This is a genomic window from Clostridioides sp. LIBA-6622 (assembly GCF_056716095.1).
Genome location: NZ_CP196998.1, coordinates 3,834,628 through 3,859,981 on the forward strand (window position 1 = coordinate 3,834,628; position 25,354 = coordinate 3,859,981).

Here is a 25,354-nt window from a genome sequence, read left to right on the forward strand (position 1 = left end):
GATTTATACTGAATATAATATGAAATGGAGTCACAAAAATGAATGTAGAAAATCAATATTTATCAGATATTGAAGTAATATTATCACACAGACATGATAATGGTGCAGACTATTGGACTACACCTGACAAACGTTTAATAAAAGGTTCCCCTTTCTCCACTCTTGATAGTATACTTTATTTGTTAGAATTAGGTGTGAACTCGGATGATACTTTACTTCAAGAATGTGCTGAATTGATATTTAGCACATGGCGAGAAGATGGACGTTTTAAATTATATCCAAATGGAGGTATTTACCCTTGCCATACTGCTAACGCAGCTAATGTACTTTGTCATATGGGTTATGCACTTGACATTAGAATGCATAAAACATTTCAATATTTTTTAGATACACAGTATACTGATGGTGGATGGCGTTGCAATAAATTTAGTTTTGGTCGGGGTCCAGAAACTGAATACTCAAATCCTCTTCCAACACTTAATATACTAAACGCATTCCGTTTTAGTAATTATCTAAATAAAGAGTCAAAACTTGACAAAGCTGTAGATTTTCTACTTGACCATTGGACTATTAAAAAACCAATTGGCCCTTGTCATTATGGAATTGGTACATTATTCATGCAAGTTGAATATCCTTTCCGTAATTATAACCTATTCCTTTACGTTTATGTTTTATCATTTTACAATCGTGCAAAACAGGATAAAAGATTTTTAGAAGCTTTAAAAACACTTGAATCTAAGATGATAGATAATAAAATTATTGTCGAACGTGTAGTTCCAAAACTATCCAAGTTATCTTTCTGTAAAAAAGGTAAACCAAGTACATTGGCTACAAAACACTACTATGAAATATTAAAAAATTTAGAAAGATAATAGTTATACATAAAAATAGTGGCTTTTCATTTTTCATAGCCACTATTTTTTAAAATGATGTAGTAATAGAACATATATTAAGCTAGTTATTCTGGTCAATTTGAAGATTTCTACTTCTACTTACCTATCTCTAACATAATTTCATAATTTAATTTACTTTTCTTTAAATCAACTCCAGATATACTTTTAATAATCCCGCAATCTAACATTTCATCAAATTTCTTCCTGGATAGACCTAGTTTTTCACGTAATAATGTTGATACCTTTAGCTGAGACGGATACTTACTTACAATTCTAACTTGTGTGAGGTCATTAATGTTAATTTCTTGACCTACTATTTTGTATTCTGGAATACCAACTTCTGCTCCATTTCTATGTAAAAGTTCTACATTCATAGCATATTGCTTAACAAGATTACTATCATTAGTATGAAATTGTTCCAGTATTTCTGGATTTAAGTTTTTTGGATTAACACGAGAATATATAGTTGAGTTCCATGTTGAATCACAATTTGAACACTTATATATTAACCATATATCTAAATATTTATGTTGAGCATTAACTCTAAATAAATCTGAACAAATATATTCAATCTTTTTTCCACATTTTTTACAATACCTAATTACAGGTAGTTGGGAAGCATATTCCACTTCCCAAATTATTTCTTGCATAAATACAATTTCCTTTCTATTAATATTACTAAACTAATAGAAAGTTATGAAAAGGTGGAATATAATCAAGTATTTTTCTCAAAACAAGACCTCCTAATTTTAATAAATTTTAATTTCTCTTATACAAAAGACTAGTACTTCTTATTAAGTACTTTACAGCTGACTTTGTTACAACTTGTATAAGTTATTGAAATTACTTAAATTATAACATCCACCTAAAAGAAACTATACCTCAAACACTTTTATCAAAAGAAAATGAGTCAGTATAATTATAAAATTACACGGACTCATTCTTAACTATCTTTTCTTTTTTTCTTGTAATACAATTCTTTGAATGCTTTTCAAAGATAAATAATATTTTTCTGATAAGTATTTCAAATCATATCCAACTTGATAATCTTCGTAAATTTGCATATTTCTAATGGATAACTCTTCACGAGTAGATGTATTACTTCCCCATTCTTTTTTATTATTATATTTTCTCGGAATATATATATATTCTCCATCTACATATTCTTGTATTAATTTGAGTAATTCTTCTGGTAATATATGTATTGCTTTTTTATAGCTCATTTTTGCTCTCCTATTAAATAGTAATTTTTTATTAGGAATAGCAAAGGGCTATTTATATATTAAATTTTATATTTGCAATAGCCCTTGCTATGCAAAAATAAAGATTAAATCAAACATAAATTTTCACCCCTCCTTATACATTACAACAATACATATAAGTCTATCAATAGCATAAATAGTTGTCAATCAATACAAATTCTTTATTTATATTTTTTCTATCTTTACGACTCATTACACATATAATCAGAATCTTTAATTGAGGTTAAATCTTTATCTTGATGGATTTATTACTGAACAAGGAACTCCAACTATACATTTTCCACAAATGTCACATCCACCTATATAAGAATACTTAGCTTCATTTAGCATACACATCTCATAACACTTATTTCTATTAAACCCATCTTCTTTTAAGGCTCCTTTTACACATTTACTTACACACTTTTTACAACTGTTATACTGTTTATATAAACAGTATTCTTGTTTTGGTCTTTTAGTTGGCTCTAATTCTAAACTTGTGATTATACTTCCTATCCTTCCACAACACCCTTTTTCTGTAATAAGCATATTATTTAATCCAAAGGTTCCCAGACCTGCTATGAATGCAATATGTCTTTGTGACCAATCACTAATTAATTTGTTATTATCAAAATTATATGAACCAGGAATAGCATATGAACTAAATCCTATTTTTTCTAATTCTTCACATAAAAAATTGTTCAAATCTGAAATTAATCTATTAGTTTCTATGTATGCTCTTGCCCAAATTTCTGAACATTCAAATCCTCCAACATTACTATTGTTCACACTTTCATCAAAAGGTATAAAATATGTAATTATAGTTTTACCATCTTTCAGAAAGTCTTTTGGCATAGCATGAGATGTTCCTACAGCACTTTTTAACTGATGAAACATATCGTCTTCAACAGATGCATAAGCAAATAAAAGTTCTTGCCATTTTGTAGTTATATTATTTGATTTACAATAATCTTTTACAAAATTATTCATTAATATCTCAATCTTATTTTTCACAATATCCCCCCTAGACAATTTCCTATTTCAAATTTAATGTTATTATTTTATATTATATAATAGTACTTTATATTGTGCTCATCAATTAATATTAGATTAATACTAAAACTATATCTATCAATTTAGTATTAAGAAAGCTTCTAATATCCATAAGATACTAGAAGCCTTTTTTTAATTATCTAATCTAATTTATTGAAATTCCTGCACTTGCATATCCTGCTACAGTATTAACTAATGAAAGTCCTGAAGCTGTTGCAGTAAATACTAGTAAGAATCGTGTTTCTGCTGTTGCTGCTATATTTAATCCAGTTGTAATTCCATGTGAAACTGAACCAATTGATAATATACCTGTAAGAGGTGGAGCTAGTGTAACTGTTGCTCCTGGTACTGCTGTAAATGAGTTATTTGGTGCAGTTGATTGGTAAAGTGTTGCTGTAATTGTAACTGTTGAACCAACAATTGAAAGCGCTGCTGTTGTACTGAAATATGCTGAAATAGATGTTATTGTTCCAGCTCTTGGCATTGAGAATGCAAAGTTAGTCAATGTTCCTGCTGCGTTTGTAAGGTCTATTACTCCACCAACTATACTTAAGCCTGGAGCTGAACTACCAAAACCAACAAATCCTGGAGTACCTACTAATCCGCCAGCTATAGTTGTAAGTGATAGTGGTATGCCTGATGCAAAAGGTATTATTGCACTAGCTCCTGTTGGACCTGTTGCTCCTGTTACTCCTGTATTTCCTGTCGCCCCTGTTGTTCCTGTATTTCCTGTTGCTCCTGTTGGACCTACTAATCCATCTGCCCCTGTGTTTCCTGTTGCTCCTGTTGGACCTGTTGCTCCATCTGCTCCTGTATTTCCTGTTGCTCCTGTTGGGCCTGTTACTCCTGTCGCTCCATTTGCTCCTGTATTTCCTGTTGCTCCTGTTGGACCTACTAATCCATCTGCTCCTGTATTTCCTGTTGCTCCTGTTGGACCTGTTGCTCCATCTGCTCCTGTATTCCCTGTTGCTCCTGTCGCTCCTGTTGGGCCTGCTACTCCATCTGCTCCTGTATTTCCTGTTGCTCCTGTTGGACCTACTAATCCATCTGCCCCTGTTGGACCTGTTGCTCCTGTTGCCCCTGTTGCTCCTGTTATGCCTACTCCTGTTGCTCCTGTATTTCCTGTTGGGCCTGTTATTCCTATTCCTGTTGCTCCTGTTGGACCTGTTGGACCTACTAATCCATTTGCTCCTGTATTTCCTGTTGCTCCTGTTACTCCTGTTGGACCTGTTGCTCCATCTGCTCCTGTGTTTCCTGTTGCTCCTGTTGGCCCTATTAGACCTGCTGTTCCTGTTGCTCCTGTTGCTCCTGTTGGGCCTGTTGCTCCTGTATCTCCTGTTGCTCCTGTTGGCCCTATTAAACCTGTCGCTCCTGTTACTCCTACTCCTGTTGGACCTGTTGGACCCGTTGGACCTGTTATTCCTATTCCTGTATTTCCTGTTGCTCCTGTTGGGCCTGTTGCTCCATCTGCTCCTGTTGTCCCTGTTGCTCCTGTTGGGCCTGTTACTCCATCTGCTCCTGTTGGACCTGTTGCTCCTGTTGGGCCTGTTATTCCTATTCCTGTTGCTCCTGTCGCTCCTGTTGGGCCTGTTACTCCAGGTGTTCCTGTTGCTCCTGTTGGCCCTATTAGACCTGTTGCTCCTGTTACTCCTACTCCTGTTGCTCCTGTTGGACCTGTTGGACCTGTTATTCCTATTCCTGTTACTCCTGTTGCCCCTGTTGGACCTGTTGCTCCATCTGCTCCTGTATCTCCTGTTGCTCCTGTTGGACCTGTTATTCCTGTTGCTCCAGGTGTTCCTGTTGCTCCTGTATTTCCTGTTGGACCTGCTAATCCATTTGCTCCTGTTGGGCCTGTTGGTCCCGTTGGACCTGTTGCTCCAGGTGTTCCTGTTGCTCCTGTTCCTCCAGGTGCTCCTGTTACTCCAGCTGCTCCATTTGCTCCTGTTGCTCCTGTTGGTCCTGTTGGGCCTGTTATTCCAAAGCCTGTCGCTCCTGTTGCTCCTGTTGGGCCTGTTATTCCATTTGCTCCTGTTACTCCTGTTGGACCTGTTGGACCTGTTACTCCATCTGCTCCTGTATTTCCTGTTGCTCCTGTTACTCCTGTTGGGCCTGTTATTCCAAAGCCTGTCGCTCCTGTTGCTCCTGTTGGACCTGGTGACCCTGTTGCCCCTGTTGGGCCTCTTAATCCTGTTGCTCCTGTGTTTCCTGTCACTCCTGTATTTCCTGTTGGGCCTGTTGGGCCTGTTGGACCTGTTGCTCCTATTCCTGGACCTCTTGGACCTGTTGGACCCGTCGGACCCGTTGCTCCTGTTCTACCTCTTGGACCCATTGGACCCGTTGGCCCTACACATGATGGCGGACACCCGTGATGACAATCACAGCTATTACAATTATCATGACCACCATTGCAGTCATCATAGCCATTATCGCAATCATTGTCATCAAATGGGCCAAAATATTTATTTCTACTCATTATTAAAAGCACCTCCTAATATATTTGAGCTTTTAAGCTCTATATATAATATGTCAAATTTAGTATTATTGTGACTTATCAATTATTTTTAAATTTACTAAAATAGTTTTCATTATGCAAAATAGCACTATCATTAGGTTTAATTTCTTTTGCTTTTTCATGATAATAAATAGCTTTATCTGCTTCTCCTAATCTGTCATAACACACACTCAATTGTATATATGGTATATATCCATAACAATCATTTGATTTAAATCCTCCATTAATATCATTTTTGTCTCTTGTTAATGCTACCTTATACCAAAAAATAGACTCTTTATATTTTTGTCTATCAAACATATGCTTTCCTACATCACAGCAAACTTCTGCTCTTGGCTCATCAAATTCAAAACTTCTAAATAAAGAATATAAGGCATTTTTTTCATCATTAATTAAGTAATAACATGTGGCTAAATCTCTGCAAGCACTGATACAATCCTCAATCCAACCTCTAGATGAATCTAAAAATTTAGTAAAACCTTCTATTGCTTCCTCATACCTTGCATTATAGTAGAGTTCTCTTGAATAATAAAATTGATGTCTTGGCTCTAATACTCTACCTTCTGAAATCATTTTTTCAAATATTCTTAGATTTCTTAAAGGGTCCTGTCTGTTTAGTTTTTTATGAGATATTGCAAAGTCAGAATAAAATAGTTTTCCAACAAGAGGTATTACTTCATGAATAGGGTCAACCCATTTGTAATTAGAACTTCTTTTAAACAGTCGTTCTCTATAATATGATAAAGTTGGTTTGCCGTTTTCATCAAAGGAGACATTGTATTTTGCCATGACAATATCAATAGAAGTATCTAAGCTTTCTTTAATTTTCAATAATTCTTTCCTATTATCTTCTAAAATTATGTCATCTGCATCAAGCCACATTATATAGTCTTTAGAAGCTTTAGAAAATGAAAAATTCCTTGCAGCAGAGAAATCATCTATCCATTCAAAATCGTATACCTTGTCTGTATATTTTGAGACTATTTCTTTTGTGGAATCTGTAGAACCAGTATCTACAACTATAATTTCATCTACTATATCCTTTACACACTCTAAACATCTGCCTATAACCTCTTCTTCATTCTTAACAATCATGCACAAACTTATTGTAATCATAATGTACAACTCCTTTGTCTTCTATATATTACAGACATAAGTAATATATGGTATTTCTCATCAATTTGTTATTGAAATTTCAGAAACTTTTACCGACAAAAAAAACAGTATATAACTTTATTTATCCTATTTATCCATAGTTCATTTTTATTTAATTCAGAATTCTAATACTTTGATTTGTTTGATATATACTTTTGAGCTATCATAAATATAAGAAATAGTTAAATTTATTCATTATTTATTCATTTATAATAAAAAAACCAAACTACTTTTTATGGGAGGCAAATTATGAAAAAATACTTTGAAACATTAAAATCTAACGGAGCTGATATTGCTATTTCAATAGCCCCTAAAACAATTCTCACCGCAGCATGGACAATTTATAAATGTCAATTTGGTTGCAACACATTTGGTCATAGCCATTGTTGTCCACCTAATGTCCCAACCTATCAACAAACACAAGCAATAATAGATTGTTATGATAAAGCCATTCTATTTAGATGTCATGAAATGAGCATTGTTACTCCTTTAGCTGTCAAACTTGCAAGAGAACTATTTTTAGATGGATATTATAAGGTAATTGCTTTTGGAAGTGGACCTTGTACAATGTGTGCTAAGTGTAACCCTACTACTTGTAATTTTCCTAACAAAACAGCTCCATCAATGGAAGCTTGTGGCATTGATGTATTTGCTACAGTAAGGTCAAATGGGCTAGAAATAAATACCTTAAAAGAAAAAGGAGAAACTCAAAACCATTTTGGTCTATTGTTGGTTGATTAAAAAATGTGGTTATAGCTCCGAAAAACTTTTCTTTTTTAAATAAAAAATAACCACGTTTATCTAAACATGGTTATTTTTTATTATCTATATATTGTAGATTGGATTCTGAAATAAAATTTCTACTCTTCTTTATTCATTATATAATCAATTAGCCCATATTCTTTAGCTTCTAGTGCAGTCATAAAATTATCTCTGTCTGTATCTATTCTAATATCTTCTATTGATTTTCCTGTATTTTTAGAAAGAATTCCATCCAATTTTTCTTTTGTTTTCAACATATGATCTACTGCTATTTTTACATCGGTTGTTTGTCCTTTAGCTCCACCCATTGGTTGATGAATCATAATCTCTGCATTAGGTAAAGCACATCTTTTTCCATTTGTCCCTCCTGCAAGTAAAAAAGCACTCATACTTGCTGCCATACCAATACAAATAGTTGATACATCACATTTTACATAATGCATTGTATCATATATAGCAAATCCTGCTGTAACAGAGCCTCCAGGGCTATTTATATATATAATTATATCTGAATCTGGGTCATCTGATTCTAGTAATAGTAATTGAGCTACTACTAGGCTTGCAATATCATCATTAATTTCTTCTCCTATAAATATAATTCTATCTTTTAATAATCTCGAATATATATCATAAGACCTTTCCCCTTGACCAGTTTGTTCAATTACATGTGGTACTAAACTCATGCTACTTTCACCTCACAATTAATGTTAAAGTTAAGAGAAGAATTGATTTCATCTCTTCTTTGTTTATAATTAATACTTGTATAAGACATACATTTTGCATTTTGGATTTGATGATTTAGATTTAAAACAAATCTCTGTTGTATAGGATAAAATTCATCTTTATTTCTATATACTTGTGGAGACTCTTTGTATAAGTTTCTAAATGCCAGTGTAAATGATTGATGTGTAGAATATCCTGCTATAATAGCTATGTCTATAATATATTTATCTGTAAATATAAGTTGTCTAGCTGCTTCAGTAAGTCTCCTTCTCTGTATGTATTGATGAATAGTACATCCTACAATATTTGTAAACATTCTGTGTAAATGGTATTTTGAATAATTAGCAATATCAGCTATTTTATCTAAATTTAGATTTTCTGTAAGATTTTCTTCTATATAATCAATAATGTCCATAATCACATCTGTATTTGTTTTCAACTTCATCCTCTCCTTTTAAGTATTATAACCTATGCAAAAACTTTTTTCTTAATATAAATTGCTATCTTAACTTAGTTAATAGTCGTAAAATATCTACAACATAATATTAAATATTCCAATATAAAAATAATAACGATACATTAATATAATAACTATTATTAAAATGTCAACTCAATTGTATCCATTATATAAATCACTAAAGATTCTATCTATGTATCTTTGTTCATATGTATTATTTTACTGAGTATTTCTATACCTTTTTCAATTTCATCAAGACTAAGATGAGCATAACCTAGTATAATTTCATGGTCATATTCTAACATATTCTTAATTGCATACTGCTGTATAGGATAAACTTTTATATTTGCTTCAAAAATTTTATTAATCAAGCTTTCTGTAAACTTGATATTATAAAAATGAACAACTATATGAAGGCCTGCTGCCTCACCTTTTATTTTAAATTCATTTTTAAACTCAGTGTTTAATACTTCAATAAGGTGTTTACGTTTTCTATTATATAGTTTCTTCATTCTAAATATATACTTCTCTAAGCTTCCATCTCTAATAAACTCAGCTAGTACATACTGAAATATTGTTTCTGTATGAACATCAGAGTACATTTTCATAACTTTATAATCCTCTAAAATATTATCTGGTAGTAACATGAATCCGACACGAATAGCTGGAGATAATATTTTACTAAAAGAACCTATATAAATTACTTTATTTGGATTAAGTTCATAAAGAGAACTAATTGGTTGTCCCTCATATCTGAATTCACTGTCATAGTCATCTTCAATTATATAGTAACTATTCTCTATTGCACATCTAATAAGTTCTAGTCTTCTTTGAATAGGTAAAATACCCCCTAAGGGATATTGATGAGAAGGAGTAGTATAAACAAAAGAAATGCCTTTCACTGATTTTATTAAATCAGTATTAATACCCTTATCATCTACTTTAATTCCAATAACCGAATATCCAATAGATGAAATAACCTTTAGTAAGCCTTTATGAATAGGGTCTTCTACAACTACTTTTTTATTGTTTTTATATAAAAGTTGTGAAATTAGGGATAATCCCTGTGTTGAACCAGAAACAATCATAATGTTTTTGGGATTACATCTAATACCTCTAGTGCGAAATAAGTACTTAGATATTTCTACTCTCAATCCCCATACACCAGCAACACTTCCATATCTAAAATCTAAATCTGATAAATCATACAGTATTTGTTTGTATAACTTTGAAAATTCTTTACGCGGAAATAGTTTTAATTCTGGAATACCAGAACGAAAATCTATGCAGTTTTTTTGTTTATTGATATGCAAATTATCTACATTTTCAAAAGTGTAATTTAACTTAAAATCAACATTACACTCTGATATACCTTTAGCTATGATTGTCCCATAACCATTTTTTGTATCCAGATATCCTTCTGCTATTAATTGATTATATGCATCTAAAACTGTATTGCGAGATACAGATAATTCTTTTGACAAAGTTCTAGATGATGGCAATTTTTGTTCGAATTTTAAGCTTCCATCCAAAATCATACCCTTTATTTCACAATAAATTTGTCTTGATAGTGATATATTGCTATTTCTATTAATCGTAATCCACACTTTAATACCTCCAAAAGTGGTTCTATAAAATTGCTATAAAAGTGGAACTACAAAATCCACTTTTATCTTGCTAAGATTATATCATAAAATATAAAATAAAAAGGAGTCTATATTATGCTAGAAATATCAAATAAAGTAAAAGAAATTTATCCTAACCTTAAATTTGGAGTTATGGTTATAAATATTATAAATTCAAATACTAATAAAGAAAATTTTCTATTTCTTAAAAACTCTGTAACTGAAACTATCATTAAACAACACCCAGAATACAATCGTCAAGAAAAAATTAAAACAGAACCTATTTCAAATTACATAAAATATTATAAAAGATTTAAGAAAACTTACCCTGTATTACTTCAATTAGAATCTCTCTTGTTAAAACAAAAAAATATCCCAGATGTAGGCATAACAGTTGAATCAATGTTTTTAGCAGAATTAAAAAACCTTCTTTTAACAGCAGGACATAACCTTGATAAGATAGAATTACCTTTGAAAATAGATGTAGCAAGTGGTGGTGAACATTTTTATGGGATAAGTGATAAAGAACAGGTCTTAACAAAGTATGATTTATTTTTATCTGATAACATTGGTATATTATCCAGCATTCTTAATGGACCAGATAAACGAACATCTATAACAAAAGATACTAAAAATATTTTGTATTTTGTATATGGAGTTGATGGAATATCAGAAAAACAAATTCAAGAGCATCTAAATGATATAAAAGACTATATCTCAAGTGCTTTTTCAGATTTAAAAGTTAATTCAATAGATATATTTTAGTTAGTTCGTAAAACCCTCACATTTAATAAACATTTTAAACAAATAAATTAGTGAAGTATATCTTCTCTTAAAATCAGATACACTTCACTAAAATTAACTTCATGTAGATATTACTTATTTTAAATTTTACTTATCACAAATATTTTATTATATTTATTATGTAAATAACTTAATTTTTGATTAAAGAGTTTCATAAGAAACAATTTCACTTAAAGAAACACGAGTTTTTTCATGTCTATCTGGGCTTTCTGGTGTTTTAGATTCATATCCTATTAATAATATATTTATTGGTTCTAGATTGTCTGGCAAGCTAAACTCTTCTCTAATTACATCTGGATTAAAATAGCACACCCAAACACTTCCTAATCCAAGTTCAGTTGCCTGTAACATCATGTGGTCAGTGACTATACTTGTATCAATATCTGTAAGTTGTTTTCCATCAAAAGGTCTTGTCCAAACTTTTTCCTTATCTCCACACACAATAATTGCTAATGGTGCATCATATATATTGGCAGCCTTAGAAAGTTTATTCAGACCTTTTTCTTCTTGAATAACAATTAATCTTTGTGGTTGACGATTACCACCAGTTGGAGCTATTCTCGCAACATCTAAAACTTTCTCAAGCTTTTCTTTTTCAACCTTTCTATCCTGATAATTACGACAAGAATATCTTTTTTTTGCAAGTTCAACAAAATTCATTTACTTACCTCCTATCATTTTATTAGGTTACATTGATGATTCATTTAACCTATGCTATAATTTTATCACTATAACTTTATATTACAATAATGCACTTTTTTGTAATATAGTACCTAAAAAGATACTTTAAAATATATGAAAGGAGCTTAAAAATGAAAAAATGTCCTAGTAATTATAGTTGTCCAATAGAAGCAACACTTGCATTGATTGGTGGTAAATACAAGACACTTATACTTTGGCATCTTAAAGACACTATATTGAGATTTAATGAGCTAAGAAAATTAATTCCTAAAGCAACACCTAAAATGTTAACTCAACAGCTACGTGAATTAGAAGCAGATGGTTTAATTATAAGAGTTGTTTATCCTGTTGTTCCTCCAAAAGTAGAATATTCACTATCAGATTTTGGAAAGAGTATTATTCCAATTTTAGATTGCATGTGTGACTGGGGTTCTGATTACTTAGAAAATCTATAACTCATTATAGTTTAAATCCCATAGCTAGTTTAACAATCTCCATTTGCTCTCTAGTTGTCAACATTTCCAAAAGCTTGAAAGCTACATGTGGAGCAGTTTCTGGACAATATGAAGTTATAATATTTTTATCTACAACAATTGGTTCATTAATTACATTTACATCAAACTCGCTTAATTGTTTTTGCCTTTGACCATTTTTCAAATGATATGTAGTAGCTTTACGATTTTTTAAAACTCCACTCTTGCCAACTGGCAATGCTGCCACACAAATAGATGCAATTATCTTTTCTTTTGAGTCAAATTCTCTTATTAAGTTTAAAAATGGCATATCATATGCTTCTTCATAAAATCCAAACTCTTCAAATCCCCCAGGAATAGCCAGAGCATCATAATCATCAACACATACTTCTTCTATGGTCTTATCAACCAATACTGGAATATTAAATGTACTTATAACCTCCTTTTTAAATCCACAAGTTACTACATCAATATCACAAGCATAATCATTACGAGCCCATCCCATAACATCTATAAATACGCTGAATTCCATAGTTTCAAAACCCTTTGCTAAAAAAACTAAAACTTTCATATTATATTTTCCTCCTAAAATTTAGTTAAAATAAAGATAAATAATATACTTAATATTTAGCTACTTAATATATTTTAAAAATACTTTTACATGTATTGATTTCTTCCTTAATCGTAGATAGGACAATAGTTGTATTAGCTTTCTGAATTCCCTTGATTTTTTTTAATGTTATAGATATAAATTCTTCAAGGTCACTAGTATCTTCTGCTAATACTTTTATTAAATAATCATACTCCCCTGAAATATGATGACACTCCAATACAGTCTCATGTTCCAATATAATTTGTTTAAAATCTTCTATACTTTTGGATAAATCAGTATTGATAAATATAAAAGCCAAAAGTTTGTATTCTGTTTTTTCTCTATTGATTTGAATGGTATACTTTTGAATTATATTTGATTGCTCCATTTTCTTTATGCGTTCTGAAACTGCTGGTATTGATAAATTGACTTGTCTGCTTATTTCAGAAGTTGAGGCTCTACTATTCTTCTTTAGAGAATTAATTATTTTTAAATCTATCTCATCTATAGCTGTTCACCTCCTTAATTATTTAGTATAATTCTAACTAATATTTTATATTAAGTAAATAATTTTAATTATTTCAATAAAATTTAATACAAATACATCATTTTTCCTTAAAATTTTAGTTTTTTCAAATAAAATAATATATAATACTTGAAATTATTTAAAATTTAATTAATACTGTTCTTTTTATTGTTCATGATACAATACTTATTTTCACAATAATAAAAAACACTTCATAATTTATGAAGTGCCTTTGCTGTATATTTAATTTTTTTAGTCATTTTTACATATCATACATAAATGATTGCCAGAACTACACTCAATATCATAAGTGATACATAATAGAGGAACGTTTTTATGTTCAATTTGTGACCTTGACGCCAGACTGGTCAATGCACTCTAATGAATCCGCCAAATCCACTCTACTCTGGAGTACATCTTCTTGCATAATTTGGAACATCCACTCTGGCTCCTCTTGGCAAGGACTGTGGGCAGAATTTTCAAAGGTATAAAATCCCTTGAGAGGTGCCTGCAACACACGGATATACTCTTCAGCCAGAGAATAGGACACCTTGTAGTCATATTTGCCGTGCAACATATAGACTGGAACCTCCAGGCAAGGAACTTCCTTAAACAAATCGCCGCATAGGACATAGCTCCAAAGACATGTCAAGGAGAACGAACCACCTCTGAGGTACTGCATCTTCTCCTTCCAAGTATATCCCTTAAAGCATAGAAGAATCATGACTATTTCTAGTCTGGAAATACTGTTGTGCATTAGGCCAATTCCAAGTTGATTCATGCAGACATTTCGTATATTATGATACTTCATGTTCATCTCTTTCCAATTATCAATACGGAATTTTTCCAACTTATATACCATCTTCTTGTTGCCAACAGTGCGGTATTTCTGAAGCATATAATCATACGCCAACTGCTCTGATTTCGCTTGCTGGCACACCTGAGCTATACCAATATAGGCGTAAAAGTACTCTGGTGCTCGCTGAACTGCAAACATACCCAGAAAAGATCCACAAGAGTGACCCATCACGTATATTTTCTTCTTTCCAAAACGCTCTTTAAGATATTTAGCCACTGCAAGTATATCTGAAATCATCTGCTCAATGGTCATCGATTCTTTTGGAATCGTGCTACTGTAGGAGATGCCACTGCCCCTCTGCTCCCACCAGCAAATGGTGAACAGCTTCTCTAACCCAGCGGGATACTTCTTCGTAAAACAGATTTCCGGCGATCCAGGTCCGCCATGTAGAAACAAAAGTACTGGCCCGTTGGTGTCCTCGCTCTGCAAAAACATTCCCTGTCGCATACCATTAATCTCAACAAAAATCTTTTCATCCAGATGTTTTCTCATAGTTACCTTCCTCCATTTATATCATTAAGTTATATACTGCTAAAATCTTTTTATCTCATAGCATTGCTTAGGGCATAGTTGTTTAACCATTTATAAAATACTTTCATAAGAAAATCAACACTTATAAATAAAATACCAACTGCTACACAGCTTAAAGCACATGAAATAACATACGTTTGAAAAGAATATGACAAAATAGTTGCAGACTTATATAAAATAAAGGAGCATATCGGTAGTATAATAAGTGACGTAAAAATACCAGGAACAAAATGTTTAAATATAATTGTGAAAGGAATATGTACTAAAATAAAATGAGCTGTGAAAGCAAAGAACACCCCATACCAAACATAATAGCTTTGAAACAGAATGCTAAAAAAAGCAATTAGAACTTGAATTAAAAACAATATACCAATAGTCATTGAAAAAGATGCTGTATCTATGAAATGTCCATATGGTTTCTTTTTCATATTGGGTATCTCTAATAAACTTTTAAATTTCTTCTTCCAATGACCAACAAATATAATTTCTTCAAAATCATGTAGCATAAATAAAATGGGTAAACTCCATACAATAACATTTATATCTGACATATTAATCCTCCTATTCTTTGTGTCACATTTGTGACACTTTTAGTATTTATAGTATAATTCCTATGAATAATGATGTCAATATATATAGTAAAAGTGCTACAATCAAGCCAAAAATGTGACAATAGACGATTTTATAAAAAAATTTTATGAAGTACATATACACTGGTAATAAAAAAAGTGATAATCAGTTTTTATACTGTTATCACCTTTTTTAAACTTGAAATTTTCATTGCATCAAGTCTAATTCATAGATAGTAGACTAGTGGAAAAATGTATCCTTAATTCCTTCATATCTACTCAATAACCATTATGTTTTAGTTCATATTTGATATTTTATTCTTTATTTATTAGAATCTTTAATATATCATTATAACAACTTAAATATTTATATAATTTTCTATATACCTTTAGACTTTTCCAGTTTTTGAACAAACATATCTTTTGGCATAGGTCTAGCATACAAATACCCCTGTGCATAATAACAATTAATACTCATTAAAAACTCTGCCTGTTCTATATTTTCAACACCTTCACAAATCACTTCTAACCCTAAGTCATTTGCCATTTCAACTACTTTACTTATAATCTTCCCTTCTCCTTTAGAATTATCTAATAGAGATTTATCTATCTTTAGAATATCTACAGAAACTTGATTTAGAAGATTCAAAGAAGAATAACCTGACCCAAAATCATCAACAGAAATAAAAAATCCAAGTTCCTTAATCTTCTTTATCATATCATTTGATATGCTATCATTTTCAAACAAGCTTTCAGTTATCTCAAGTTCAATTATATTTCTAGGTATATTATATTTAACAAGTAAATTTTGTAATCTATATATATAATCTTTTCTTTGAAAATGTGCTCTTGATTGATTTACAGAAATTGAAATTGGTTTAATTCCAGAATCCACCCAAAAACGAGTCAATCTACATACTTCATCCAACACAAAAAAATCAACTTCTATAATTCCACCACTCTTTTCAAGTATAGGAATAAATTCTCCTGGGTTCATAAAACCAAGTTCTTTATGATTCCACCTAACAAGTGCTTCTGCTCCAATAATTTCATTTGTTCTCATATCAAATTTAGGTTGATAATAAACTTGGAATTCCCCATTTTCTAATGCATAATCTATTCTATCAACAATCTCTTTCTCTTTTTTAAGACTTTCTCTAAGTGACTCATCAAAATACACTATAGATGACTTACTTTCCTTTGCTTTTCTTCTAGCAATTTCAGCATAGTCAATAGCTTTGGTAACTGCAACATTCTCAGATTCAATATTGTATACTCCAAAGTTTGGCTTGACTTTAATACTAAAGCCTTTCACTTCAAAATATGATATATCCTCACTTATACTATTAAGAACTCGTTCCAAATCTTTCTTAAACTCATACGGTAAAAGAAAAAGAAAATGGTCTGCTTTTACATGGGCTAATAAAGATGTATCACCTATAGTCTTTTTTAGAGCTAAAACAATTTCTTTTATAATTATATCTCCAGAATCTCTCCCATAGTTCTCATTTATTACAGCAAATTTCTTTATATCAAAAGCAACCAGTGCATAATACTTTTCTTTATGTTTTTCCAAAAGCTTTGTTGTCTCTTTTTCAAATCCATTGTAATTCCAAATACCATTAATTGTATCTTTAAATGCTAAATCAAAAATATGTACTGAGTGTCTTCTGTTAATTGCAATTATATAAGAAAGCACTGCTATTATAATTAAGAAAAAGCAAAAAGAAGCTAAAACTGTCTGAACTGGATGCTGGTGTACAAATTGAGATAAGCTAGTATCATAATTTTGAAACATTGTATGTTTTGCAATAATTTCAGAACAAGCATCCTTATTAAGTGAATTTATTCTTTTATCTAAAATAGAATATAGTACTGGATTTGTATCTTGGTTGACACCTAAGGATATGTTAGTTTTATAATCAGTAACCAAAATTGCTTTTAAATTATTATAATCTTTTTGTATATAGTTTTCAGCAGAATATGTATTTATAAATGCTACATCTGCATCGCCTCTTTCTACTGCATTTATAGCCAGTTTTTCGGATTTATAACTTTTAATTTTAGCTTTGTCATAACGTTTTTTGATATACTCATCATTAAATTTATCATTGTCTACAACGGCAATATTGTTAAATTTAGTATTCTTATAATTCTTAGTTATTGCACTGTAATTCAATTCCATATAAGGAGATGTAATTTTTATTCCATTCTGCTCTGACCAACCATAATCAGAATTAAAAAAGTATATTACATCTGCTTTTCCTTCTTTTAACATATTGATTGATTCTTTATATGAATTGGTTTCTATATAATCTATATTTAAACCAAGGTCTTTAACAATTAAATTAAACATATCTGATATTATACCATTAAATTTCCCATTTTCTAAATACGATAGTGGATATGATTCTGGCATACTAACTACACGTATACTATTATTTCTTTTTAGATAATTATGTTCTTCTTTAGAAAGAATAAACTCATTTTTATTGCCAGATTGATAATACTTACTATACAAATTAAACTTATATGCAGGATTATCCATTTCAATGTCTTCCAGAGCATTGTTAACTTCTTGCAACAATTGAGTATTACCTTTTTTTACGATACAATAAAATGAAGATGGAGAAAATTGAGCAATTACATTTTCATTTTTAGCCTTTCTTAAACTACTAGTTAATATAGCATCTACTTTTCCATTTTTTAATGCTTTTTCTAACTCTTCTTGATTTTTAAAATATTTAGATGTGTAATTAAATTCTTTTTCATGTGCAAATCTTTTTAAATTTTCATTTCTACTATTACTATCAAGTAACCCAATCACCATTCCATTAAAATTTTTATAATCATTTGGTAAATATTTTAAATTTCCACGTTTTACTGTAATACGTGCATAACTACTCCCCATTGGCAATTCTGAGAAGTCAAATTTTTCTGCACGCTCTTTTGTATACTGTGCAGATGTAAGCAAATCAATCTGACCATTTTCTAACATAGTTTGACATTCTTCCCATGTACCAGATACATATTCGTATGTCCAACCAGTATGCTTTGCAATCTCATGGAGATACTCATACCCATACCCACTTCTATTTCCAGTTTCATTATACTCATGATACCCTTCAAACTCAAAAAAACCTACTTTTACCACACGTTTTTCTGATGTAGCAATTGCTTGTATTGGGAGACACATAAATACTACACAGCTAATTAAAGACATTATAAAAACTATTCTTTTAATCGACACAAACCTGATTCCCCTTTGTAAAAGACTTTATTGAAATTGCTTTCGATTATTTTCATAATAACTCATTTACATTATCTTACTAATGATATTATATTCAAAGTATACCTGTTTATATAATCATAAATAAACACATATCTTTAATAACTACTTTAAATGTATACCTTCATATGTAAATTTTGCATTTATTTTATTTCTAACAATTATATATGTATATTAGCATATCCTTGAAAATTCAACAATAGTATTCAACTTGTTCTACAGGTTATAATATCTTGTAAAGATAATCTTATACTATATCAAAATTATGGAGAATTATTATAATTAACACTATCCTACACCTTAATAATATAATTTTAATTTATTATGTTATCAAAGTGACTACATGAAAATAGCTTTTTTGGTTGACTATAACTATGTATTATGATAACATGATTTAAGCTATAATTAGTAAAATATAATTTAAATAAATAAGATAATACCAAAAGTACTAAAGTACAGTTTAAATATAAATAAACTAGAATTAAGATTAGGATGTGAACAATTATGATTTATATAGAATTAGTTAAACTTGTTAGAAAACTTAACTCTACACAAATGTATACGATGAAGCGTTGTGTAGAGGTTAATCTGGAAGCTTAGAGCTTTCTATCTTCATCGGCAAATATAGGTTTAGTATAGTTTTTTAGCTATGCTTATTTAAAATTGCCTATTTGCCGATAGATATATAGATTTTCTGGTCATAGACAACAATGCTTGTCTATGACCTTTTGTTTTTCCAAAAGCAGAGGTCGGCATTTTAGAATGCCTTTCCTCTGCTTTTTTTATTTTCATAAATTTTTAATAAAAGAAAAGGAGTTTGAATTATGAGTTTATTAAAAGTAACTAATTTATCACAAGGTTTTATGGATAAGTCACTGTATGAGAAAGCTAACTTTGATTTATTCAAAGGTGAACATATTGGTATAGTTGGTCAAAATGGTGTAGGGAAAAGTACCTTAATTAAAATTTTATTAGGAGAAGTTATTCCAGATGAAGGAGAAATCAAGTGGCAAACTAATATCAAAATAGGTCATTTAGACCAATATGCAGAAATTAATAGAGATACAACAATATCCCTCTATTTGCACTCTGCATTTGAAGAACTTTATAAAATAGAAAAGGAGATGAATTTACTATATCAAAAAAGTGCTCTATCTGGAAATGAACAACTCCTGATTAAGGCATCAGAGTATCAAGAACAACTAATAGCAAGCAACTTCTATTCCATAGACAATGAAGTGAACAAAATAGCAAATGGTCTTGGATTAGATTCGATAGGAATGAATCGTGTAGTTGGAGAACTTAGTGGAGGACAAAGAGCAAAAGTAATCTTGGCAAAATTACTGCTTTCTAATCATGAAGTTTTATTATTAGATGAGCCAACAAACTTTTTAGATAAAGAACATGTTGAATGGCTTTCAAGTTATTTAAATACATTTGCTGGAGCATTTATTGTAGTTTCCCACGATTTTGACTTTTTAGAGAAAATCTCTACAGGCATTCTTGATATAGAGTTTGGCATGATTAAAAAATATCATGGAAAATATTCAGAGTTTCTTAAACAAAAATCACATTTAAGGGAGGATTATATTAGAAGATATCAAGCACAACAAAAGAAAATAGAAAAAGAAGAAACATTTATACGTAAAAATAAAGCTGGGGTAAATTCAAAAATTGCAAGAGGAAGACAAAAACAATTGGATAAAATAGAAAGAATAGCTCCTCCTAGTTTTGTAGGAAAACCAAATGTTCAATTTTCAGAGATTGAAATATCTGCTCAAAATGCTCTTACAGTTACCAATCTTGAAGTTGGCTACTACTATTCTTTGCTTCCAAAACTAAATTTTTCTGTTGATGGAGGTCAAAAAATAGTTATAACTGGATTTAATGGAATTGGTAAATCGACTTTGTTAAAGACATTAGTTAAAGATATTCCTTGCATAGCTGGAAGTTTTAAGTTTTCAGACCAAGTTAAAATTGGTTATTATGAACAAGATTTAAAATGGGAGAATCCCACTAAAACGCCACTTCAAATAGTGGCAGATAAGTATCCAAAGTTTAATACAAAGGAGATTAGACGTCACCTAGCCAAATGCGGAGTAAAAGAAGAGCATGTTTCAAGAAGTATATCTACTCTAAGTGGTGGTGAACAATCTAAGGTTAAATTATGTTGTATGATATTATCTCCTTGCAATTTTTTAATTCTAGATGAACCAACCAACCATTTTGATGCAGAAACAAAGGATGCTTTACAAAATGCTTTAAAACAGTTTAAAGGAAGTATCATACTAGTATCTCATGAAGAAAAATTTTATAAAGGTTGGATTGATAAGGTATTTAACATAGAGAAACAATTAATATAAATCTATCTATGATATTGTTTAATCAATACTTCAATACATGTATTAATGTTTGGTTAAAGTCTCATAGCTAGGAAACTAAAAAGATAAGAATCTAATAGACTGCAAAGTCTATTGCTGGAATACAAATATTAATAGGCACTCATAAATAAGTGCCTATTAACATTAAAATCCATTCTAATCAACTCTATTTACAAGTTTATATCCTAGACCTTTAACTGTTATGAGTAATTTAGGATTTGAAGGATTATCTTCGATTTTTTCTCGTATATGACGTATATGTACCATAATTGTATTATCACAGATACTGCTATATTCTCCCCACACTTTTTCATATAATCTTTCCTTACCTATAATTTTATTTATATTTTGACCCATATAACTTAAAAGTTGATACTCTCTTCCAGTTAACCCAATTTCATTTCCATCTTTATAAACACGGCTTCCTTCTGTATCAATAGTAATCTTACCTAACTTAATAACTACATCATATGATGGTATAATGCTTTGGTATTGTTGTCTACGCAATTGAGCTTTAACTCGAAATACAACCTCTCTTGGGCTAAATGGCTTCGTTATATAATCATCGCCACCACTACTAAGACCAAGTATTTTGTCAATCTCATCATCTTTTGATGAAAGAAAAAGAATTGAACAATATGAGAACTCTCTAATTTTTTTACACACTTCTATCCCATCTACATCTGGTAACATTATATCAAGAATAATAATATCTGGACATTCTATCTTACACAAAGAAATAGCATCTAAACCATTGTAGACTTTAATAATATTTTTAAAACCATCATTTATAAGTACTTCTTCAATTAAATCTATTATATCTTTTTCATCATCAACAAGTAATATTTTTTTATTAAAGTATGTCTCCATATTAAAATCGCTCCTATAAAGAGTTATTTTTTTCTATTTAATCCTCTCACTCTCTATCTTTTGCTTAAAGTATATTCAAATAATTAAATAAAATCAAGTATAAATTAAATTCTAATTAATCATAACTTTTATCATATTAATTTAAATAATTAAATAAAAATTTATCAGAATTAGCAAAGATACTCTATCCTTTTAACAATTTGACCTCGATGATTTATTAGTTTTCCAGTAATATCTGTATAAACATTAGAAGTACAAATTGAAAAGTAAGCCTCTCCAATAGTATCTGGCTCTAGTATAATAAGGTTTTGTAAATATGTAAATATTTTCCAATGAGAATTAAACTTATTAATTGTTTCTTTACTCATTTTTGTTGCTGGCACAAAACCCATAAAAAATAGTTTGCTTAATTCCATATCCTTCATCTTCCCTACAATCATGGAAGTCTCTACCCATTTTAAAAAACATAATTTCCCTTATGTGTAAGCTTTAATCTTCAATATTATAAGAATAATATTCTGTTTATAATTGACTTTGCCTAAAGTACATTGTAAAATATAAACAGAACAGTATTTTGTTTATTTGAGCGAAGTAAATACGTGATAAAAAATCGTAAAGGAGGTTGATTATGAAAATTTTATTTATAAATTTACCTTTTTCTGGACATGTATACCCTACCCTTGGGTTAGTAGAAAAGCTAGTGCATAAAGGTAATTCCGTAACATACTTACTAACTGAAGAATGGAAAGATAAAATTTTAGAAATGGGCTCTGATTTTCTTTGTTATGAAGATGACAGAAAACTTTCTATTCAAATAAAAAATGCCTATCAAGCTTCTATAAAAGTAGTCCATAAATTTGACTTAATTATTTATGAACATCTTTTCTTTTTAGGAAAGCATATAGCAGAAAGGTTCAATAAGCCTGTTATTAGGATTATTACTGCACCAGCTCCTAATGAAATTCTGATGAAAGAATTTATTAACTCTGGTGGAATATTAAGTATATTTCGTTTTGAATGGATATGTCGCAGATGGACTAAAAAAGTATCAAATGGTGTTAAATTGATGACTAACTCTTGGTTAAAAGAAATTACCGAAAATCCTCCAGAGCTCAATCTTGTATATACTATAAAAAAATTTCAGCCATATGCAGAAGATTTTCCAGAAGATAAGTTTATATTTCTTGGTACTTCTATTTACCAACGTAATAAAAAGAATGAGTTTATATTTCCAGAATTTAAAAATAATTTAATTTATATTTCTTTGGGTACAGTAGTAAATAAAGCAATGGCATTTTACAAAAAGTGTATCAATGCGTTTAAAGATGAAAATGTAACTGTCATTATGTCTGTTGGTAATTCAATAAATATATCAGACTTCAATGAGATACCAAATAATTTTTATATTTATCCCTTTGTACCACAACTTGAGATATTAGAGAAATCAAATGTTTTTATTACTCATGGTGGTTTAAATAGTGTTATGGAATCCCTTTATTTTGGTGTTCCTATGGTTGTTATACCATTTATGAGTGACCAACCAGCTAATGCACAACAAATTGAACTCTTAAATTTAGGAAAAAAAATTTCACATAAACATATTACAAGTGATATTCTTAAAGATTCTACTTTAGCTGTTCTTAATGATTCGACTATAACTCAAAATATAATTCTTATGCAAAAAGAAATTAGAAGTGCAGGTAGTAATGAATTTGGTGCTGATTTGATTATGCAATATATGAATAACAAAATATTAAAAGAATGAATCCAAAAGAAGAAATACAATAAAAGCCCATAAATAATAGAAAAAGCTTTATTTATGGGCTAAATGATATACAGTTAAAAAGATATGTGTTAACTGCAATTATTCTTATATATAGTTATACTTATTCTTATATTTACATATAAAACTAACTGTTAAAAATAAGGTTAAAAGCTCAGCAATTGGTACTGCTAGCCAAATTCCATATATATCTAATATATTTGGTAATATCATCAAACCTGTAGTTATAAAACCAAACGTACGTAAAAAAGATAGTATTACAGATATCTTTCCATTTGATAGTGCTGTAAACATAGATGATGCAAAAATATTGAATCCACAAAAAATAAAACTAAAAGAAAATATATAAAATCCAGACTTTGTAATCTGATAAACATTGCTTCCTCTTTGAGAAAAAATCTCTACTATCCCTGGTGAACAGAGCATAGAAAACACAAATACCAATAAAGAAGCTACTGAAATAAATAATATGCAGATTTTAAAAATGTATTTTAACTGTGTATTATTTCTACTTCCATAATTATAACTTATTATTGGAGCAACTCCCATTGAAAAACCTATATAAAGTGAAGTTAAAAGAAACTGAGAATAAATAATTATTGTAATAGCTGCAACTCCATCCTCCCCAATCAATTTCATCATTATAATATTGAATAAAAAAGTAGTAACTGCTGTTGATAATTGACTCACCATTTCAGAAGAACCATTAAAACAAGCCTCAAATAATACTTTCTTATCTATTTTAGGCATACAAAATCTAAGTACTCCCCTGTTTTTCGAAAAGAAAACTAATCCTGCAATAGTAGGAATTATATATCCTATACCAGTTGCAAGTGCCGCTCCACCAATACCCATTTGTAATGGAACAATAAATACATAGTCTAAAATTATATTAGTAAACCCTGCACCTATCACCAACCATAATCCAAACTTGGGCTTTCCAGCTGTTACAAATAGACTTTGAAATAATACTTGTAATATGTTAGCAGAAGCAAAAACCAAAATAATAAAAAGATATGAGCGACAATATTTAATCAAAATTTCACTTGCTCCTAACCATATAATAATATAGTCTATAAACATAATCCCAATACCAGTAATTATCATCCCAAGTGCAATTCCAGATAATACTATTAAAGTAAAAATTTCCTTAGCTTCATCAGCCTCACCGTTTCCCATCTTATGAGCTACTATAGCGTTCCCCCCAGTAGCAAGCATAGTTCCAAGTCCAACTATAATATTAATAATTGGACAGACAATATTAATTGCTGATAAAGCATTTGTATTAACAAATCTTGAAACGAATATAGTATCGACAATTGTATATAATCCCATAAAAATCATCATAAAAATAGTAGGAAATGCAAATTTTAATAGAGAAAACAAATTAAATCTTTGTGCAAGTAAATTATCCTCCACATGAAGATTATCTTGTTTCTGATTTTCTGAATAAGATATATCACTCATTCTGGTCATTCTCCTGTGCATTACTTATATTTAAAATTATATCCAACCTATTAGACATTAAAAGACCTCCTTCCTCCATAAAGATTATATCTAATTACTTGGATAGAT

23 protein-coding genes are annotated in these 25,354 nt (G+C 30.1%); 6 read left to right on the forward strand and 17 right to left on the reverse strand.

Annotated features, from left to right (window positions below):
- The first annotated feature begins 38 nt into the window (after window positions 1-38).
- Window positions 39-872, forward strand: coding sequence for a prenyltransferase/squalene oxidase repeat-containing protein (locus tag ACTG47_RS17890; protein WP_479925555.1), 834 nt, complete (start codon window positions 39-41; stop codon window positions 870-872).
- A gap of 116 nt (window positions 873-988) precedes the next feature.
- On the opposite strand, the gene ACTG47_RS17895 is transcribed toward ACTG47_RS17890, so the two are convergent.
- The 5 genes from ACTG47_RS17895 to ACTG47_RS17915 all read right to left on the reverse strand — a co-directional run bounded on the left by ACTG47_RS17895 (window position 989) and on the right by ACTG47_RS17915 (window position 6,815).
- Window positions 989-1,543 (reverse strand): DUF1062 domain-containing protein, encoded by a 555-nt coding sequence (locus tag ACTG47_RS17895; protein WP_479925556.1) that lies wholly within the window; start codon window positions 1,541-1,543, stop codon window positions 989-991.
- A 297-nt stretch (window positions 1,544-1,840) separates the two neighbouring features.
- Window positions 1,841-2,116 (reverse strand): CD3324 family protein, encoded by a 276-nt coding sequence (locus tag ACTG47_RS17900; protein WP_054277675.1) that lies wholly within the window; start codon window positions 2,114-2,116, stop codon window positions 1,841-1,843.
- A 270-nt stretch (window positions 2,117-2,386) separates the two neighbouring features.
- Window positions 2,387-3,148, reverse strand: coding sequence for an epoxyqueuosine reductase (locus tag ACTG47_RS17905; protein ID WP_479925557.1), 762 nt, complete (start codon window positions 3,146-3,148; stop codon window positions 2,387-2,389).
- Between the two features lie 184 nt (window positions 3,149-3,332).
- Window positions 3,333-5,516, reverse strand: coding sequence for an exosporium glycoprotein BclB-related protein (locus tag ACTG47_RS17910; protein ID WP_479925558.1), 2,184 nt, complete (start codon window positions 5,514-5,516; stop codon window positions 3,333-3,335).
- 222 nt (window positions 5,517-5,738) lie between these two features.
- Window positions 5,739-6,815 (reverse strand): glycosyltransferase, encoded by a 1,077-nt coding sequence (locus tag ACTG47_RS17915; RefSeq protein ID WP_479925559.1) that lies wholly within the window; start codon window positions 6,813-6,815, stop codon window positions 5,739-5,741.
- Between the two features lie 288 nt (window positions 6,816-7,103).
- Between ACTG47_RS17915 and ACTG47_RS17920 the strand changes: the two genes are divergently transcribed.
- On the forward strand, window positions 7,104-7,595 hold the full coding sequence (locus ACTG47_RS17920; RefSeq protein WP_479925560.1) for a DUF2284 domain-containing protein: 492 nt from the start codon (window positions 7,104-7,106) through the stop codon (window positions 7,593-7,595).
- A gap of 119 nt (window positions 7,596-7,714) precedes the next feature.
- On the opposite strand, the gene ACTG47_RS17925 is transcribed toward ACTG47_RS17920, so the two are convergent.
- From ACTG47_RS17925 to pdxR, 3 genes are all read right to left on the reverse strand, one after another.
- A complete protein-coding gene (locus ACTG47_RS17925; protein ID WP_169469808.1) occupies window positions 7,715-8,299 on the reverse strand; it encodes an ATP-dependent Clp protease proteolytic subunit in 585 nt (194 codons plus the stop codon).
- A complete protein-coding gene (locus ACTG47_RS17930) occupies window positions 8,296-8,778 on the reverse strand; it encodes a helix-turn-helix domain-containing protein (RefSeq protein WP_254176400.1) in 483 nt (160 codons plus the stop codon). Before ACTG47_RS17930 ends, ACTG47_RS17925 begins: the two co-directional genes overlap by 4 nt.
- A 209-nt stretch (window positions 8,779-8,987) precedes the next feature.
- A complete protein-coding gene (pdxR, locus tag ACTG47_RS17935) occupies window positions 8,988-10,403 on the reverse strand; it encodes a MocR-like pyridoxine biosynthesis transcription factor PdxR (protein ID WP_479925561.1) in 1,416 nt (471 codons plus the stop codon).
- 114 nt (window positions 10,404-10,517) lie between these two features.
- Between pdxR and ACTG47_RS17940 the strand changes: the two genes are divergently transcribed.
- Entirely contained in the window at window positions 10,518-11,186 is a 669-nt protein-coding gene (locus ACTG47_RS17940; RefSeq protein ID WP_169469810.1) for a phenylalanine--tRNA ligase beta subunit-related protein, read from the forward strand.
- Between the two features lie 180 nt (window positions 11,187-11,366).
- On the opposite strand, the gene ACTG47_RS17945 is transcribed toward ACTG47_RS17940, so the two are convergent.
- Entirely contained in the window at window positions 11,367-11,885 is a 519-nt protein-coding gene (locus ACTG47_RS17945; protein WP_479925562.1) for a nitroreductase family protein, read from the reverse strand.
- A 152-nt stretch (window positions 11,886-12,037) separates the two neighbouring features.
- On the opposite strand from ACTG47_RS17945, the gene ACTG47_RS17950 reads away from it, so the two are divergent.
- Window positions 12,038-12,361: a winged helix-turn-helix transcriptional regulator gene (locus ACTG47_RS17950; RefSeq protein WP_169469812.1), complete on the forward strand. Its 324-nt coding sequence runs from the start codon at window positions 12,038-12,040 to the stop codon at window positions 12,359-12,361.
- Between the two features lie 4 nt (window positions 12,362-12,365).
- Here ACTG47_RS17950 and ACTG47_RS17955 read toward each other — a convergent pair whose 3' ends face one another.
- The 5 genes from ACTG47_RS17955 to ACTG47_RS17975 all read right to left on the reverse strand — a co-directional run bounded on the left by ACTG47_RS17955 (window position 12,366) and on the right by ACTG47_RS17975 (window position 18,706).
- Window positions 12,366-12,950 (reverse strand): DJ-1/PfpI family protein, encoded by a 585-nt coding sequence (locus ACTG47_RS17955; protein WP_169469813.1) that lies wholly within the window; start codon window positions 12,948-12,950, stop codon window positions 12,366-12,368.
- A gap of 64 nt (window positions 12,951-13,014) precedes the next feature.
- Window positions 13,015-13,479, reverse strand: a complete 465-nt coding sequence (locus tag ACTG47_RS17960) for an Lrp/AsnC family transcriptional regulator (protein ID WP_479927096.1) — start codon at window positions 13,477-13,479, stop codon at window positions 13,015-13,017.
- A gap of 358 nt (window positions 13,480-13,837) precedes the next feature.
- The gene (locus tag ACTG47_RS17965) at window positions 13,838-14,848 is read right to left on the reverse strand and encodes an alpha/beta fold hydrolase (protein WP_479925563.1); all 1,011 of its coding nucleotides are present in this window, start codon (window positions 14,846-14,848) and stop codon (window positions 13,838-13,840) included.
- A gap of 50 nt (window positions 14,849-14,898) precedes the next feature.
- On the reverse strand, window positions 14,899-15,438 hold the full coding sequence (locus ACTG47_RS17970) for an HXXEE domain-containing protein (RefSeq protein ID WP_479925564.1): 540 nt from the start codon (window positions 15,436-15,438) through the stop codon (window positions 14,899-14,901).
- 397 nt (window positions 15,439-15,835) lie between these two features.
- Entirely contained in the window at window positions 15,836-18,706 is a 2,871-nt protein-coding gene (locus ACTG47_RS17975) for an EAL domain-containing protein (RefSeq protein WP_479925565.1), read from the reverse strand.
- An 863-nt stretch (window positions 18,707-19,569) separates the two neighbouring features.
- On the opposite strand from ACTG47_RS17975, the gene ACTG47_RS17980 reads away from it, so the two are divergent.
- Window positions 19,570-21,108, forward strand: a complete 1,539-nt coding sequence (locus tag ACTG47_RS17980; RefSeq protein WP_479925566.1) for an ABC-F family ATP-binding cassette domain-containing protein — start codon at window positions 19,570-19,572, stop codon at window positions 21,106-21,108.
- Between the two features lie 174 nt (window positions 21,109-21,282).
- On the opposite strand, the gene ACTG47_RS17985 is transcribed toward ACTG47_RS17980, so the two are convergent.
- Together ACTG47_RS17985 and ACTG47_RS17990 are read right to left on the reverse strand one after the other, a co-directional pair.
- Complete coding sequence (locus ACTG47_RS17985; protein ID WP_479925567.1) at window positions 21,283-21,996, reverse strand: response regulator transcription factor; 714 nt, start codon at window positions 21,994-21,996, stop codon at window positions 21,283-21,285.
- Window positions 21,997-22,166: 170 nt separating this feature from the next.
- Window positions 22,167-22,412 carry a hypothetical protein gene (locus tag ACTG47_RS17990; protein ID WP_479925568.1) on the reverse strand — a complete coding sequence of 82 codons (246 nt, stop codon included), beginning with the start codon at window positions 22,410-22,412 and terminating at the stop codon, window positions 22,167-22,169.
- Window positions 22,413-22,624: 212 nt separating this feature from the next.
- Between ACTG47_RS17990 and ACTG47_RS17995 the strand changes: the two genes are divergently transcribed.
- Complete coding sequence (locus tag ACTG47_RS17995; protein ID WP_479925569.1) at window positions 22,625-23,761, forward strand: nucleotide disphospho-sugar-binding domain-containing protein; 1,137 nt, start codon at window positions 22,625-22,627, stop codon at window positions 23,759-23,761.
- A gap of 105 nt (window positions 23,762-23,866) precedes the next feature.
- Here ACTG47_RS17995 and ACTG47_RS18000 read toward each other — a convergent pair whose 3' ends face one another.
- A complete protein-coding gene (locus ACTG47_RS18000; RefSeq protein WP_479925570.1) occupies window positions 23,867-25,246 on the reverse strand; it encodes an MATE family efflux transporter in 1,380 nt (459 codons plus the stop codon).
- Window positions 25,247-25,354 lie beyond the last annotated feature (108 nt).